This is a genomic window from Clostridium sp. ATCC 25772, from assembly GCF_001573875.1.
Classification (GTDB): domain Bacteria; phylum Bacillota; class Clostridia; order Clostridiales; family Clostridiaceae; genus Clostridium_J; species Clostridium_J senegalense.
On sequence record NZ_LFRG01000026.1, the window covers coordinates 34806 to 52505 of the forward strand.

Consider the following 17700-nt stretch of genomic DNA (forward strand, 5'->3'; position numbering starts at 1 on the left):
AGGAGTGCTTTTAGATGATAGAAAATAGCGTATATCCTTTTGCGGCAGTTATCGGACAAGATGAAGTTAAAAAGGCTCTTATTTTAAATATAATAAATCCATCTATAGGTGGGGTTTTAATAAGTGGAGAAAAAGGTACAGCAAAGTCAACGGTTGTAAGAGGGCTGGCTCAACTTATGCAAGGTATGAAAGTTGTTAATTTACCATTAAATATAACAGAGGATAGGTTAGTTGGAACCATTGACATAGAAGAAGCTATAACTAAAGGTGAAAGAAATTTTCAGCCAGGAATATTAAAAAAAGCACATAAAAATATTTTATATATAGATGAAGTTAATCTTTTAAGTGAACATATAGTTAATTGTCTTTTAGAAGTATCTTCATTAGGTATAAATACTGTTGAAAGAGAAGGAATATCTTATAGACACAAGTCGGAATTTGTTTTAGTTGGAACTATGAATCCTGAGGAAGGAAACTTAAGATCTCAATTTTTAGATAGGTTTGGATTATATTTAGATGTTAAGGGTAGTAACAATGTAATAGAAAGAAAAGAGATAATTAGAAGAAGATTAAGATATGAAGAAAATCCAATTGAATATATAAATGAATGGAAAGATGAATCTAAGAAAATTTTACTTAAAATTTTAAAAGGAAAAGAATGCTTGAAAAAAGTTGAGATTTCAGAAAATGTAATGAAGCTTGCGGTAGAATTTTCTGAAAAGGCAAATTGTTCTGGACATAGAGCAGAACTTGTAATTATAGAAACTGCAAAAGCTATTGCAGCTTATGAAAATAGAAAAAATATAACTGTTAATGATATTAAAGAGGCGGCTAAATTAGCTCTTCCACATAGGATGAGAGACACTCCACCTAAAGATGAGCCACAGGAAAATTATGATGAAGACCAAGAAATGGATGATGAAAGCCAAGACGTGGATGATGATAATTTAGAAAAAAATGAAGATGAGAATAATCAAGGGGATAGTAAAGAGGAGACAGAGACTGAGAATGATGCTGAATCACAGGATTTTAACGAAAAGGAAGAAGATAATAGTGATAAAGATACAAGTAATGATAAAGAAAGTTTAGAAAATGAAGAAAAGAAAGATAAGGAAAATAGCAGTGAAAATGATGTTGTAGACGATATTGGAAGAATATTTACAGCAAAATCTTTAAATATTCATACTATGGATAGAAAAAAACGTAGAGGTAGTGGGAAAAGAAGTAGAACAAAAACAGACTTAGTTCAGGGAAGATACATAAGATATACACTTCCAAAGGAAAAGTCAAAAGATATAGCTTTTGACGCTACTCTTAGAGCAGCAGCACCATATCAGAAAGTAAGAGAAAAACATGGACTTGCTGTTGCTATAAATAAAAATGATTTTAGAGAAAAGGTAAGAGAAAAACGAACAGGAAGCACTATAATGTTTATTGTTGATGCTAGCGGTTCTATGGGAGCAAAAAAGAGAATGACTGCAGTTAAAGGTGCTATAGTTTCTCTTCTTACAGATGCATATCAAAAGAGGGACAAAGTAGGTATGATAGCTTTTAGAAAAAAAGAGGCTGAGGTTTTACTAGGAATTACTAGAAGTGTAGAACTTGCAGAAAAAAGTCTTAAAACATTACCTACAGGAGGAAAAACTCCATTAGCATCAGGGCTTTCTAAAGGATATGAAATTTTAAAAGCACATAAAAAGAAAGATCCTGATATGGTTCCAGTTATGGTCCTTGTATCTGATGGAAGGGCAAATTCTTCAAAAAACGAAGGAGATCCTTTTAAAGAGGCTATAAATATGGCAAATATAATTTCTAAGGAAGGAATACAAACTATAGTTATAGACACAGAGCAGGATTTTATAAAGTTAGGTTTGGCTAAAGAAATTGCACAGGCTATGGATGCAGAATATTATAAGATAGAAGATTTAGAAGCAGGAGGAATAGCAGGTGCTATAAGGGAATGTGTTTAAAATAAGAGTTAAAGGTATAAAAGGGGGAAAATGAGGGGATGAAAAAGGTACAAATACTAGCGCTAATAATGGTGTTATCCATTGGTCTAACTGGATGTGGTGTCAATAAAAATGATAATAAGATGGAAAATAAGACTAAATCAACTATGTCACAAGATGTAAAGGATAAGGATATAGGGTCAAAAGGTAATGTTACTATATCTGAAGGTAAAGGATACCCTATTGTTATAAAGGATATGATGGGAAATGAAGTTACATTACAAGAAAAACCTAAAAAATTAGCAGCAGCATCATCAACTTTCTTAGGAAGTTTATATGCAGTAGGAGGAGAATCTATTTGTACTCCTAACTTATCTAAAGGAAGTCCTGCACCAAAGGAAGCTGAAAATCTTCCAACAATAGGTAAGGTTTATAATCCAGATGTGGAAAAACTAATTTCACTTAAACCAGATTTAGTAATTGCTCAGTTTGGAATACAAAATAAGCTAGTGCCTACACTAAAAGAAAGTAATATACCAGTTTTGGTTTTACAAATGAAAACTTATGATGAAGTATTAGAAAATTTAAAAATAATGGGAAGAATAGTTGGAAATGAAGATAAGGCAGAAGCAATTATAGATAATATGAATAAAGAAAAAAATAAAATAGTAAAAAAACTTCCAAAACAGTCTAAAAAAATAGTTATATTATATGCTACATCTAATGATATATCAGTAAAACTTGAAAATAGTATAGCTGGAAATGTTGCAGAAATATTAAAATTAAATAATATAGCATCAGGAAAAAAACCAGAGAAAATGGGAGATGAAGCTATTCCATTTAGTATTGAAGAAATAGTGAAGGAAGATCCAGATGTTATTTTAGTAACTAGTATGGTGAAATCTGATGAAATGGCTAAAGAAGTAATAGAAAAGCAACTAGGAAGTGATCCTGTATGGAAAAATTTAAAAGCAGTTAAAGAAAATAAAATAGTATATTTACCACAAAAATATTTTTTATATAATGCAGGAGAAAATTTTGTAGATGGAATAGAATTTATGGCTAAAGGAGTATACCCAGAAATTTATGGTGAGTTAAATGAAAAATAGTTTAAAAACTATTAAAGAAAACAATAGTAATTTTTATAAAGTATTTATGATAATGATTTTTTTGGGACTAAGTATAGCTGCATTTGTAGTAGGAAACATATATGGTTCTATGGATATATCTATAAAAAGTATAATAGGTATACTAAAATGTCCTAATAATTTAGACCCACAGTGGCTTGTAATATGGAATGTTAGAATTCCAAGAACTATTGTAGGAATATTAGTAGGAATTAATTTATCTATTTCTGGAGCTATATTACAAGGCGTAATGAGAAACCCACTAGCAGATCCAGGGATAATAGGTATATCTTCTGGAGCTGGACTTACAGGTATAATTATATTAATACTTTTCCCACAGTATCAATATTTAGTTCCACCAGTAGCATTTTTAGGAGCAATGATAGCAGCAATTATGGTGTATATACTGGCATGGAAAAATGGTATACAGCCAATGAGGGTAGTATTGGCTGGGGTAGCAGTATCAGCAGTATTAGGAGCAGGTATATCTGCACTTATGGTGTTTTTTAGTGAAAGAGTTCATGGAGCTATAATGTTTATGAATGGTGGATTGTCTGCAAAAAGTTGGCCTCAAGTGTATATGATCTTACCTTATACAATAGTAGGTATAATACTTGCATTTTTAATGGCAGAAAGATTGAACATACTAGTTTTAGGTGATGATGCAGCACGAGGATTGGGAATTAATGTGGAATTTGTAAGATTTGAACTTGTTGTTATAGCAGCAATGCTTGCAGCTAGTGCTGTGTCTGTTGTAGGGCTTCTATCTTTTGTAGGGCTTGTAATTCCCCATACAGTAAGACTCATATTAGGAAGCAACTATAAGTATTTAATTCCTGGATCAGCATTTTTAGGAGCGGCTATAGTTGTGTTTTGTGATACTTTAGGAAGAACTATTTTTGCACCAATAGAAATACCAGTGGGAATAATAATGGCTCTTTTAGGAGCACCGTTTTTCTTATATTTATTAAGAAGACAAAGATAAAAATTAAAAAATATTAATAAGGTGATATTGTGAATGTTTTAAGGGTAGAAAATTTGAAAGTTAGTTATGGAGAAAAAGAAGTATTAAAAGGGATAAATTTTAATATAGAAAGTGGAAAAATAGTATCTATAATAGGCCCTAATGGATGTGGGAAAACTACTCTTCTCAAGACTATAAGTAGAAATTTAAAACCAAATGAAGGTAAGATTTTATTAAATGGAAAAGATGTGTATAAATTTAAAAATAAAAATTTAGCAAGAATTATGGCAACGCTTTCACAAAACAATGTGTGTCCAGATGATGTTTCTATAAAGGAATTGGTATCTTATGGTAGGTATGCACATAAAAAATTTTTTTCAGGATTTACAAAAGAAGATGAAGAAATAATAAATTGGGCAATAAGTAGGACAGGACTTAATGAAATGAAAAATAGAAAAGTCATTACTTTATCAGGTGGTGAAAGGCAAAGGGCATGGATTGCAATGGCTATAGCTCAAAAACCATCAATTCTTATTTTAGATGAACCTACTACTTACTTAGATATAAGTTATCAGCTTGAACTTTTAGATCTTATTAAAAGTTTAAATGAAAAAGAAAAAATAACCATAGTTATGGTACTTCATGATATAAATCAAGCATGTAAATATTCACATGAGCTTATTGTTATTAAAAATGGATATTTATACGAAAAAGGAAGTCCGTCTAAGATTATAAATGATAATATGCTTAAAGAAGTATTTAGGTTAAAAGCGTATATAAATGAAGATAAAGACACAAAAAAGCCAATTATATATCCTAAAGAAGTTTTTAGTAAATTAAATATATAAATAGTTTAGCGAAGGGGGCGTAGATTTTGAAGGTTACTATTGTTTCTGTTTCTACAAGTGTATTTAAAGAACTTATAAGTGTCTCTAAGTATATTAATAAGAATTATAATAATATATTAAATTTAAAATTATATTATGTGTCTAAGCCTATGAAAAAAGAAAATTTACAAACTATGATAGTAGATATAGAAGACTCTGATGTAACAATAATAGATTTGATGGGAAGTTATGAAAAAAATGTTGTGGCTGTGTGTGATTCACTAAAAAAAGCAAAGGGTGAAGTAATTGTTATAGGTAGACAAGGTAGAGAATATTTGAAACTTGGAAGTTTAACTTCAAAAAATATTCAGATGAATAAGAATAAAGAAAGCAGCAAAAATATAGATGAAAAATCCATAGAAAAAATGATAGATATAACAAAAACCATGGGAAAAATTATGCCCTTTGGAAAGTTAAATCATATGAAAAACTATATAAATATAAAAACATATTGGAATAATGCTACTTTTGAGGATATGAAAAACTTAATACTTTTATTATTAAGAGATTATGGAAACCATAAGGAATTACAAAAACCAATAGAACCATTGAAAAGAGAAAATATAAGTATATGTAATATAGAAACTATGGAATTTTTCCAGAATTATAATGAATATGTAAAGAAATATGGTTTTAAAAAAGAATTTCCTACAGTTGCTTTGATTTTTTATGGTCATAGTTATCCTTGTAAAACATCTCATTGTATTGAAGAAGTTGCAAGAAGAATAAGAGAATTTGCTAATGTTGTACCTATAGCATTTTCTAGTATTTTGAACTTAGATATGAATAAACTAAAAAATATGCTAGAAGATGCTTGTGGTAAAAAGGTAGATTTAATATTAAATTTTATGAACTTTAGATTAGGTGCAGGGCCAATGGGAGGAGATGCTAAAAAAGCTTTAGATGTTTTAAACAGTATAGAAGCCCCGTTATTACATCCTTTTTTTATGACTAAAAGAACAGTAGATGAATGGATAGAAAGCAATCAAGGAATAAGTTCAACTGAGTTTTTAATATCAATAATGCTTCCTGAATTAGATGGAGCTGTTGAGACTTATCCTATTGGTGCAATGAAATGTAATGAAAAAAATGAAGAATTTAACATAGAGTTAAACGAACTAACAATAATAGAAGATAGATTAGAAAAACTTATAAGTAGAATAAAAGGTTGGCTTAAACTTAGAGAAAAACCTAATAACAATAAGAAAGTTGCTTTAATATGTTACAATTATCCTCCTGGTGAAGATAATTTATTTGGAGGAGCTTTTTTAGATACTTTTAAATCCGTAGAAAATATATTAAACATATTAAAAAATGAAGGTTATGACACAGAAAGCTTAAAAAGTGAAAATTTAATAGAGCGGTTTTCAGGTAAAATAGTTAATTCCGGAAAATGGATATCAGAAGAAAATATTAATAAAATAATAAAGTATAATTCTAAGAAATATAAAAAAGATATTAAAAAAATAAAGCTTTATGAAGATATGATTAAAACTTGGGGTGAAACGCCTGGAAATGTTATGACTGCAGAAGAGGATTTTCTAATACCAGGAATAATAAATAAAAATGTTTTTATAGGACTTCAACCATCTAGAGGAATTCATGAAAATATAGATAAGGTTTATCATGACAAATCATATTTTCCACATCATCAATATATAGCATTTTATAAATGGATTAAAGAAGAATTTAAGGCAGATGTAATTGTACACGTTGGAACTCATGGAACTATAGAATTCTTAAAGGGAAAAGAATGTGGTATGTCAAAAGATTGTTTTTCAGATATGATGATTTATGATATACCTCATTTATATTTATATTACATAGGGAATCCAGCAGAAGCTATGATAGCTAAAAGAAGAAGTAATGCTGTTATTATAAGTTATAGCCCACCATCTTTTATAGAGGGAAATCTTTATGAAAAATATTTGTCTATTCAAAAGGATATTGAAGAATATCATCAGTGTAAGCAATTAGATCCGAAAAGATGTAGTGAAGTGCTAAAAAGTATTAAAGGAAAAGCAAAAGTTGCTAATATGAAATTTCAAACTCTAGACGAATTAGAAAAAGAACTTTATAGAATGAATCGTTCCTTAATACCTAAAGGATTGCATATATTTGGAGAAGGATATAACCAAGAAGAATTAGTTAATTATATTAAATTTATTCTTAGATATGATAGAGAAAATATAAAATCTTTAAGAAGAATCTTCTGTGAAAATAAAGGGTTAGATTATGATAGTTTATTAAATGAAAATTCTACGGAAGTTTTAATTAAATTAGATAAAGAAGTGCAATGGCTTTTAGATACTTATAAAAAATGTGGAAATTTAAATTTTTTAAATAAATGTAATAAAAAATTAAAAAAATCTACTATAAAAGATATAACTAAATCTATAGAATATGGAGCTGTAATTAGCTTAAATATTAAAAGTAATTTTGAAATACATGGACTACTTAGAGGATTAAAAGGAAAATATTTAAATGCGAATTTAGCTGGAGATATAATTAGAAATCCTGAAATATTGCCATCAGGATATAATTTATATCAATTTGATTCAACACTGGTACCTACAGAAACCGCTTATAAAAGAGGAGCTATTATAGCAAAAAAAACTATAGAACTATATTATAAAGAAAATAAAAAATACCCATTAAGTACAGCAGTAATACTTTGGGGGCTTGAAACGTCTAGAACAGGTGGAGAAACTATAGGTCAAATACTATATTACCTAGGAGTTAAACCTGTGAAAACTAGTAATTCTTTTGAACATTCTTATGAAATAATACCAATTGAAGATTTAAAAAGACCAAGGATTGATGTAACTATAAATATGTGTGGATTTTTTAGAGATATGTTTCCTAATTTAATGAAAGATTTAAATGATATATTTGAGAGAATATCTAGTTTAGATGAAATCGTTGAAGAAAATTATTTTAAAAAGAACTCAAAGATTATATATGAAAATTTAAGGAAAAATGGATTAGATGAAGAAAATGCAAAAGAACTTTCTATATCTAGAATATTTGGACCTAAAGAGGCACAGTATGGTACAGGTGTAACTAAATTAGTAGAAACAAAGGCCTGGGAAGATGAAGATGATATAGGAGAAAATTTTATAGATAGTTTAAGATATGTTTATAGTAAAAATTTTAGAGGAAAAGAAATAAAAGATTTATATAAAAACAACTTAAAATCTGTAGATGTAGTGTCTCAACTTAGAAGTAACCATGAATATGAAATAACAGATTTAGATCATTATTATGAATTTTTTGGAGGACTTTCTAAAGCTATTAATATGGTTAAAAAATCAATGCCAGCTATGTATATAAGTGATACAACAGGAGAAAATGTAGAGACTGAAACTGTGGATAAATCTATAAATAGAGGAATAAGAACTAGGGTTTTAAATCCTAAGTGGATTGATGGTATGTTAGAGCATAAATATCATGGTGCTCAAAAGATAGCTGATAGGTTTGAAAATATACTAGGTTTGGCAGCAACTACTAACAGTGTAGAGCAATGGATATATAATGATTTATACGACAGATATGTTGAAGATGAAAATTTAAGAAAAAGATTAGAAAAAAACAATCCATATGCGTATATGACTATAGTTGAATGGATGATGGAGTATGAAAAAAGAGGATATTGGAAAGTAAGTACAGGTCAAATGGAAAAATTAAGAGATGTATATTTAGAGTTAGAAGGTAATATAGAAAATATGCAAGAATAATTATTTAAAGAAAATACAAAGGATACTTTAGGAGGGGAGTTAATGTGAACAAAAGAACCATTGTAGTAATAGGTGGAGAATTTATAAAAAATCAATTTAAAAAGGCATCTGAAAATATAGAATTTATAGATATAATATTTTGGAATAAAAATAAAATAGCTAATGATGAAACAGATGAAACCATTAATTTTATTAAAAATAATGCAAGTGCTGTAATGTTAAGTAATATAACTGCAGATGAAAAAATAAATCAATATTTCACTAAATTTAAAAAAGAAATAGAAGAAGTTCCTTTAATACCTATTGGAGCAGAAATCATAGAAGAAAATTTTTTTAACATAGATTTAAATAATGCAATTAAAATTGTTACTTATTTTACTTATGGAGGGATAAAAAATTTTATTAATGCTCTTTATTATATAGCATATAATTTTTTAAATCTCTCTTTAAGTGAAAAGCAATATTGCAAGAAATTCATTGCCGAGCCAGAGCAAGTACCTTTTGATGGTATTTTTCATAAGGATACAGAAAAAATATTTAAATCATTTAAAGATTATGCAAAATGGTATGTAAAAAAAGGAAATATAGCTGATTACAAGTGGATAGGGATTTTAACTCATAGGCATAATTGGAATAATAATAATACTAAAGTAGAAAATGCATTAATAAAATCTTTTGAGGAATTAGGGTTTAAAGTTATAACGGTATTTAGTTATGCTTCTACAGAAAATAAAAGTGAAATGAAGAATTTTAGTAGTATTATTAAAAATTATTTTTCTATTGATGGTAATTTAATAATAGATGGGCTAGTAAATCTTCAAATGGTTGCTACTTTAGGAAATGGCGAAAATAAAAACATATTTAATAATGCTGTTGAAAATTTTAAACATATGAATATACCTACTTTTAGGCCTATCATAAGTAATTTTCAAGATGAAGAAACTTGGAGAGAAAATATAGGCGGTGTTTCAATGGAGATTCCTTGGGCTTTTACTAGTCCTGAAATGATGGGAATGACAGAGCCGATTATTATAGGATGTAGAAATAAAAAAGGAGTAAATGAGCCTATTAAGGAAAGAATAGATAGATTTACAAGTAGAGTTTTAAAATGGATTGAATTAAGACATACTGAAAATAAGCAAAAAAAAATTGCATTATTTATTCATAATGCTCCATGCTCTGGTGTTGAAGCAACTATTGGATTAGGTGCAGGTTTAGATGTTTTTCAAACTGTTGTAAATATATTAAAAGAACTTAAGAAAAATGGATATTATATTGAAGACATACCTGAAAACGGAGAAATGCTTCATAAAATGATAATGGAGAGAAAGGCCTATCAAGATTTTAGGTGGACTTCTGTAGAAGATATTATAGAAGCTGGTGGAGTAATATATGAAATGCCTTTAAAAAATAGTTGTGGATATTTTGAATTTTACAATGATTTAGATGGAAATGTTATAAAAGAAATTGAAGATACATGGGGAAAACCTCCAGGTCAAGGTATGGTTTTTAAAGAAAAGCTAATTATAACTGGAATTAAATTTAAGAATGTAACGGTTATGGTACAACCTAAAAGAGGATGTTATGGTGCTAAGTGCACAGGAGAAGTCTGCAAAATACTTCATGATCCTAAATGTCCACCACCACATCAATATATAGCAACTTATAAGTATGTTGAAAAAATAATGAAAGCAAATGCCATAATTCATGTAGGGACTGGTGGAAGTCTTGAATATTTACCTGGGAAAACTAATGCATTATCTAATAAATGCTATCCAGATGTTGTTCTTGGTACAAGTCCTAATATATATGTATATAATGCAGGCTTAGGAACAGAAGGTACCATAGCAAAAAGAAGAAATAATGCAGTTATAATTGATTATCTTCCTTCTTGTATTGGTGGAGATATTGAAAGTTTTAAAATAATAAACTTAATAGGAGAGTATATAGAAGCGGAATTTGTTAATAATAATCAGAAGGAATTGTTAGAAGAAAAATTATTAATAGAAATAGATAAAATAGAAGGTGCGAAGGAAATTTTAACTTCAGAATATATATTTATTCATGGATTAAATAAATTAAAAGATTATTTAATGCAGTCAATAAGTAATAGTAAATTACAAAAACTTCATGTTTTAGGGAAAGTAGCAAATTTAAAAGAAAGTGTATCTTTTATTAATGAATATATTAGTAATAATAGTAAGAATGCTAAAGCAATTAAGGACTTATGTAAAAATGAATACATTTATAATGTAACAATGATGGAATTGATATTTAAATGTATTACTAATAATAATGATTTAGCCTCAAAGTATAATTATATTGAAAAAAATATATTAAATGATTTAAGACATGAAATTATTGAGGTTTATGACAAATTACAATTAATAGAACATGAGATTGGAAATTTAGTTTTAGCTTTAGATGGAAAGTTTGTAGAGCCTGGACTTTCTGGAATGCCTTGGGAAGATTTGAAAAATATACTTCCTACAGGAAGAAATTTTTATTTGATGGATTGCGAGAAAGTTCCTACAAGGGAATCATATAAAATAGGATGCCAATTAGCGGACAAGCTTATAGAAAAATATATTGAGGATGAAGGTAAACTGCCTGAAAAAGTAGCTATGAATATGATATCTACAGATATATCTATGACAAAAGGAGAACAATTATCACAGATTTTATATTTGATGGGTATAACTCCAGTATGGAATGAAAATGGAAAAGTAGTTGATTTAAAACCTATATCATTAGAAAGCCTTAAGCGACCAAGAATTGATGTAACGGTAAGAATTTCTGGAGTACTTAGAGATTCTTATCCTGATGCAGTAAATCTTATAGATAAAGGTGTAATTATTGCATCATCACTTAATGAAAGTTTTGAGAATAATTTTGTTAAAAAAAATACTTTTCAGATTGCAAATGCACTTAAAGCATTAAATGAAAATTGCGATATAAAAAGACGATCAACTATAAGAGTATTTGGAGATAAACCTGGAACTTATGGTGCTAGAGTTGATCTTGCCTTAAAGGCTAGTGCATGGAAAAATGAAAAAGATATAGGAAATATATTTGTATATTTTTCTTCTCATGCTTATGGTGAAAAGTTGAATGGGTGCATGGCACAAAATGAATTTGTTGAAAATATTAAAGAATCAGATATTTCTTATGATACTACTATTTCAAAGAGATATGATCTCTTATCGTGTGGATTTGCAGCTTCTGTACAAGGAGGATTTAATGTAGTTAAAAAACTTCTTAATAAAAAAGAAGTGAGACAGTATTATGGAAAATCAGAAAATAAGGATAATATTAAAATATCTACGTTAAGTGAAGAGATTAAAAAAACTATGAATGAAACGTTCTTTAATCCTTTATGGAAAGAAAATGTAAAGAAGGATGGGTATATAGGCGCAGCAGAATTTATGAGAAGAATTCAAAGTGTGTTTGATTGGCAGTGTCTTTCGCAAAATATTGATGATAAAGATATTGATAAATTGGTGGATTTATATATTAATGATGAAAAGATGATTAAATGGTTTAATGAAAATAATAAATTTGCATTAGAAGAAATAGGACGACGATTTTTAGAACTTTATGAGAGAAAAAAATGGAATGCAGATAAAGAAACTTTAGATAAACTAAGAAAAAGCTATATTAAAATAGAAGGTGATATGGAAGAACTATCAGAAAACTCTAAAGGGGAAATTCAAGGTGGAGAAATCGAAATTTTAAATAGTGATGATATTGAAAGCTGGAGTAATAATTTAAAAGATATTAATAAAATTTTTATATAATTAGAAACAATAGATAAGTGGAGGAATTTTTATGATGATATTTAAATTAGCAACAGGTGATGAAGTACATAAATATAAAAAAAGTATAGTTGTTGTTTTAAAAGATGAAAGAAAGGTATTAAGCACAGGACCATTAAATGGTGGATATAAAGAAAATTTAAAATATGTATTTAATAATGATGGAAATCCAGGTGCAGGAATAGCTTGTAAAATGAAGGCTCCAACATATGAGGAGCATATGGGAGTTATTGCACAGGAACTAGGTTTGGATTCACAATACACAACAGGAATTTCTACAGCAGCATCAATGGAAAATGTATCTATAAAAACTGAGAATTTTGAGGATTTAATTGTTACTGCTATAGTAACTGGAGGTATTGAAGTAAATGGTGGAAGGGTTGGGGATCCTGCCTATTATCACGAAAAAAATAATAAATCAGAAATGATAAAACTTGGAACTATAAATATAATTTTAGTTATAAATAAAGAATTAACTGAAGGAGCACTTACAAGAGCTATGGTAACTTGTACAGAGGCTAAAACTGCAGCAATACAAGAATTAATGGCAGGTAGCAATTATTCAAGAGGACTTGCAACTGGTTCGGGAACTGATGGTACAATTATTATTTGTAATTCTAATTTAGAAAATAAACTTACTAATGCAGGAAAACATTTTAAACTTGGTGAGTTAATAGGCAAGTCAGTTAAAAATGCAGTAAAAGAAGCTTTATATAAACAAACTGGATTAAGTGGTGAGAGCCAACATAGTTTTTTACAACGTATGAAAAGATTTAATATAAATGAAGAGGTCATTTGGGAAAAGTATGAGAAAATTTCTTTACATAAAAAAATAGAAAATCCACTTTTAAAACATGGGTTCATTCATAACATTCATACAATAGAAAGAGAAAATGATTTGGTGACATTAACTTCTGTATATGCACATCTTATAGATCAGTTAGATTGGGAACTCTTATCAGAAAATGAAGTTGTGAAAGAATGTAGATTTATATTAGAAAGAATATGTGGACTTTATAATATAGATAATCCGTTAATTGGTCACGGTGATATAAAAATAAATGATAATGACTGTAAAGAGACAATAATATTAAATCTTATAGATAAATTTGTACTTATTATAGCCATTATTTGTGGAGAAGATAATAAAAATATATTTATATAAATATCATAAAAGTTAAAAAGTAAATAAGAATGGCTTTTATTAATATGTAAGCCATTTTTATTTAAATATTAATACACATTTACATAAATGTAGTTTAAAATTATTAGTGTGAAAAATTTTATAAAATAACAAATATTAAATAAGATTAAATTTGGGGGTGAAAAATGATAAAATCAATGAGTATGTCCACTTATAAATATGATTTAGCAAGACATGATGGGGACTTTAAAAAAATAGAAAAATTCTTGGAAAATAATAAGCTAGAAGGAATTGAACTTTTGGGCGTTAATAAGTGGGATGATAACGTTATACCTAAAAGATTAATAAATGGAGTACATTTATCTTATTATCCTATATGGATTGATTTTTGGAAAGGGAATATGGATAGCTTAAAAGAGCAATTTAAAGATGAAGATACAATTAAGATGTACTATGGTGGACTAAATAAAGATATACTAGTTGAAAAATATAAAAAAGAAATAGAGATAGCAGATGAAATAGGAGCTAAATATGTTGTGTTTCATGTATCACATGTAGAGCTAAAATCAAGCTATAATTATAAATTTAAATATAATGATAAAGAGGTTTTAGATGCTACTGCTGAACTTGTAAATGAAATTTTTAAAGGGTTAAATACTAATATAGAAGTTTTGTTTGAAAATTTATGGTGGCCAGGCCTTACACTTTTAGACGATGAATTAACTTATAATTTTATTGAAAGTATAAAATATAATAAAAAAGGAATATTGTTAGATACGGGTCATTTATTAAATACTAATAAAAATATAAAGAATATGGATCAGTCTATAAGTTACATAAAGGAAGTATTAAATAATCTTAAAAAATCCAGAGAGTTTATAAAAGGAATGCACCTTAATTATTCAGAAAGTGGTAGTTATGTAAAGGAAAAAATAAAAAAGGCTTCTAATAATGTGGAGTTTACTATAGATGAAATGTTTAAAGAAATACATAATCATATAATAAAAATAGATCAACATAAACCTTTTAATTGCAAAGATATAAAAGATGTAATAGATAAGTTGAATTTAAAATATCTAACATATGAGTTTATAACTAGATCTTTAGATGAATTAGATAATTATATAAAAATTCAAAATAAAGTTTTAGAATAATATATGCTCATAGTTGGTATTTGAAATTATTTAAGGAATTTACTGTTACGAAAAATGATAATTATAACTTTAAATAGTTATTCAGTTAGTTATTTACAAAAACTTTATGCATAAATTAATAGGTTAAATTTATAAAACTATATACCTAGGATTATAACTAGTTATATAGTTTATTTGTTATGCAAAATTAAATTATGTAATAAAAAGGAATTTTTTATTTATAATTGAATTATTTATTAATAAGAAAAAAATCAAAGTAAAATTTTTAATATAACATATGGAATTTCCTGGGTAATAATAAGCGTAATTTTAAATTTAAATTTAAAATTTATAAGAATTACGGTGAGTGTGAGGTGTATTATGATAAAAAAAATTAATTTAATTCTTTGTAGTATTATTATAGTATTTTTTTATAATTCAAAAGTTTTTGCTTCTGATGAAATATATAATTTAATGCATAATAATCAGCAAGGAATTATTATTGGACAAGTAACTAAAATGGAAGATGATACTATAACTGTTAAGGTAAAGAATCAAATAAGTAGTTCTAAAGATATGAGTTCAGCAAAAGTACAACAAATACCATTAAGAGGAGAAGTAAAAATCGAGAATGTAAAAGTTTATAATTTATTTTGCGAAAATAAATTAGAAGAGAGTAAAATAAGAAATGGAGATTATGTTTTAGCATCTGTTAATAAAAAACAAAATGAAAACTTTGAAGTTGTAAATGGTTTATATCATGTTGATTCAGATAATTATAAAAATTTAAATGTACTTTCAATAAAAGGAGATTATAGTTTAAAACAAGATGCTATTGCCATAAAAATTTTTGTAAATAGCAATGGAAATCAAACAGAATTCAAAATAGATAAAAATAAATTATATTGTAATGGAAGATTAGTATATGATTCTTCACGAGATGTAACATTTATAAATGCAAATAGTAGTGAAGATGGTATAGAAAAGGAAAACATAGAGTTACTTATAAAAGAGACTCCTAATGTGTATGTTTCATTATCTATAGGGGTGTTAGTTATTTTCATGATAATAATATATTTAATTAAAAAGAAAAAAATATGAGTTCATGATAATAAAAGAGTCTATTGAATAAAATCAATAAACTCTTTTGTTTTTCTGTATTATTTTACTTTTATATGATGAGCTATGTATGTACTTAACTCTTTATTATTTGCAGTACTGTCTGTATTGAAAGAATATGCCATTATAGCTATTTTGTCACCTTGTGGTATATGAATTTGAATTTGTTTGCTACTAAGTGCTTCGTTTAACTCATCTAAGCTGCCATTAGTTTTAAATTTTTCTAATAAGCTTTTATCTACCATGCCACTAGCTTCTAGAGCTTCAAATGATTCTGCTGAAACATTGCAATCTAACTCTATTAAAGCACCTTTTCCAGTTGGAAGGTCTATAACTTCTGAATTAGTTACAGTAAAGCCAGATTTTGGTTGAGATTCAAATCCCTCTTTTATAGTTTTGATGTATTCATCCATATCAGTATTATCAAGAGCGCCTTTAGGAACATCTAAGATGTTAATGTTACAATTAGGCGTAAAAGCGTCAGATGCCTCATCAACATTTAAAAATGCAACAAGAGGAGCCGCTATAGTTTCATCTACTTTCCAATTAGCTGGTATTGATGCAGTAAATTTTGTTCCATCATAATCTTGAACATCGAAGCTGGCTTCCATAGGTGCTACAGTTTTAACAGCGTCCTCATTTTTTGTAGCTTCTCCATTAGAAGAACATCCAGTAAAAGTAAATAGTGCAATTGCAGCACTAGCTAAAATTAAGCTTTTAAATTTTTTCATTAAATAAATCCCCCTTAAGAATAATGTTGTAAAATGTAACAACGTGTAAATATTAACATATAAAACATAAAAAGTAAAGAAATATTTGAAATATTTTTAATGCTTATATTGAAAATATGAAAAAGTATAAATTTTAGAAAAGTTCATTGATGAAAAATGTTGAAAACAAAAGAAATGAAACAAAATCAATATTTAACTGTAGTACTATGGGGATGTAAAATTCAAATTAAATTTATTTAACAACTTAAAAATATTTTTATTCATAATGTAGTATTTAATTTAGACACGTACAAGTTTATATCACTCTTTGGGTATTAAAGTTTTTAAATAGATAATTTTAATTCATGAATATAAAAAGGGTTACCTTTACTTTTACGAGTGGTAAAAGCATAAACTTAATAGGTTTTTGAAAAAAGTTTAATTTTAAATTAATAATGGCAATGTTTTATTATAGGAACACATAGGATGAAATGATTAATTATTTATATACTGTCAAAGCTTTATATAAAGACAATCATTTTAGGAGGGATTTTATTTTGGCTAGACAGGCAAGAGTCAAAGCAGAAAATGCAATATATCATGTAAGAATAAGAGGATGCAAAGCAAAACCTTTGTTTGAAGATAATTATGATAAAGAAATGTTTATGGACAAAGTATCAAAAAGCATGGAAAAATATAAATTTAAGATATATGCTTACTGTTTAATGGATACGCATGTTCATCTTATAGTGGATTCATATGGTGGTGATATCTCAGTTATTATGAAAAGTATAAAAGAGAGATATACATTTTATTATAATAAGAAAAAAAGATCAAATGGAACATTATACAAAGAAAGATTTGAAAGTACCATAATAGAAGGTGATGGATATCTAATAGCAGCATCACTATATATTCATAGAAATCCAAAAGACATTATAGGTTATAGAAATACTCCAGAAACTTATAGATTTTCAAGTATAAAATCCTATACAGGAGGTATGGATGAATTTAAAGTAGTGGATAGCGAATTTATATTAAGCATACTAAACAAATTTAAATATTTTGCTGTAAAAGACTATGTAAAATTATTTAATGATACTATGAATATTGAA

The 17700-nt window shown here is 27.4% G+C and carries 11 protein-coding genes; 10 read left to right on the forward strand and 1 reads right to left on the reverse strand.

Annotated features, from left to right (window positions below; all coding sequences use genetic code 11):
• The first annotated feature begins 14 nt into the window (after positions 1-14).
• From AZI32_RS10770 to AZI32_RS10810, 9 genes are all read left to right on the forward strand, one after another.
• Positions 15-1970 carry a magnesium chelatase subunit D family protein gene (locus AZI32_RS10770; RefSeq protein WP_061995845.1) on the forward strand — a complete coding sequence of 652 codons (1956 nt, stop codon included), beginning with the start codon at positions 15-17 and terminating at the stop codon, positions 1968-1970.
• 38 nt (positions 1971-2008) lie between these two features.
• Positions 2009-3058: an ABC transporter substrate-binding protein gene (locus tag AZI32_RS10775; RefSeq protein ID WP_061995846.1), complete on the forward strand. Its 1050-nt coding sequence runs from the start codon at positions 2009-2011 to the stop codon at positions 3056-3058.
• Entirely contained in the window at positions 3048-4061 is a 1014-nt protein-coding gene (locus tag AZI32_RS10780) for an iron ABC transporter permease (RefSeq protein WP_061995847.1), read from the forward strand. Before AZI32_RS10775 ends, AZI32_RS10780 begins: the two co-directional genes overlap by 11 nt.
• A gap of 29 nt (positions 4062-4090) precedes the next feature.
• Entirely contained in the window at positions 4091-4888 is a 798-nt protein-coding gene (locus tag AZI32_RS10785; RefSeq protein ID WP_061995848.1) for an ABC transporter ATP-binding protein, read from the forward strand.
• A gap of 26 nt (positions 4889-4914) precedes the next feature.
• Complete coding sequence (gene bchH, locus AZI32_RS10790; RefSeq protein ID WP_061995849.1) at positions 4915-8664, forward strand: magnesium chelatase subunit H; 3750 nt, start codon at positions 4915-4917, stop codon at positions 8662-8664.
• 44 nt (positions 8665-8708) lie between these two features.
• Complete coding sequence (locus tag AZI32_RS10795) at positions 8709-12461, forward strand: cobaltochelatase subunit CobN (RefSeq protein ID WP_061995850.1); 3753 nt, start codon at positions 8709-8711, stop codon at positions 12459-12461.
• A 31-nt stretch (positions 12462-12492) separates the two neighbouring features.
• Positions 12493-13644, forward strand: coding sequence for an adenosylcobinamide amidohydrolase (locus AZI32_RS10800; protein ID WP_061995851.1), 1152 nt, complete (start codon positions 12493-12495; stop codon positions 13642-13644).
• Between the two features lie 164 nt (positions 13645-13808).
• Positions 13809-14777 (forward strand): TIM barrel protein, encoded by a 969-nt coding sequence (locus AZI32_RS10805; RefSeq protein ID WP_061995852.1) that lies wholly within the window; start codon positions 13809-13811, stop codon positions 14775-14777.
• Positions 14778-15137: 360 nt separating this feature from the next.
• Positions 15138-15857, forward strand: coding sequence for a hypothetical protein (locus tag AZI32_RS10810; protein ID WP_061995853.1), 720 nt, complete (start codon positions 15138-15140; stop codon positions 15855-15857).
• Between the two features lie 59 nt (positions 15858-15916).
• Here AZI32_RS10810 and AZI32_RS10815 read toward each other — a convergent pair whose 3' ends face one another.
• Complete coding sequence (locus tag AZI32_RS10815; RefSeq protein WP_061995854.1) at positions 15917-16606, reverse strand: hypothetical protein; 690 nt, start codon at positions 16604-16606, stop codon at positions 15917-15919.
• A 536-nt stretch (positions 16607-17142) separates the two neighbouring features.
• Here AZI32_RS10815 and AZI32_RS10820 point away from each other — a divergent pair.
• A partial coding sequence (locus AZI32_RS10820; protein WP_206406636.1) for a transposase occupies positions 17143-17700 on the forward strand: 558 nt, incomplete at its 3' end.

Excerpts from the sequence above, each read along its gene's own strand:
- AZI32_RS10770 (WP_061995845.1), top strand. The coding sequence starts at position 15 with ATGATAGAAAATAGCGTATATCCTTTTGCGGCAGTTATCGGACAAGAT.
- AZI32_RS10775 (WP_061995846.1), top strand. The coding sequence starts at position 2,009 with ATGAAAAAGGTACAAATACTAGCGCTAATAATGGTGTTATCCATTGGT.
- AZI32_RS10780 (WP_061995847.1), top strand. The coding sequence starts at position 3,048 with ATGAAAAATAGTTTAAAAACTATTAAAGAAAACAATAGTAATTTTTAT.
- AZI32_RS10800 (WP_061995851.1), top strand. The coding sequence starts at position 12,493 with ATGATGATATTTAAATTAGCAACAGGTGATGAAGTACATAAATATAAA.
- AZI32_RS10805 (WP_061995852.1), top strand. The coding sequence starts at position 13,809 with ATGATAAAATCAATGAGTATGTCCACTTATAAATATGATTTAGCAAGA.
- AZI32_RS10810 (WP_061995853.1), top strand. The coding sequence starts at position 15,138 with ATGATAAAAAAAATTAATTTAATTCTTTGTAGTATTATTATAGTATTT.
- AZI32_RS10815 (WP_061995854.1), bottom strand. The coding sequence starts at position 16,606 with ATGAAAAAATTTAAAAGCTTAATTTTAGCTAGTGCTGCAATTGCACTA.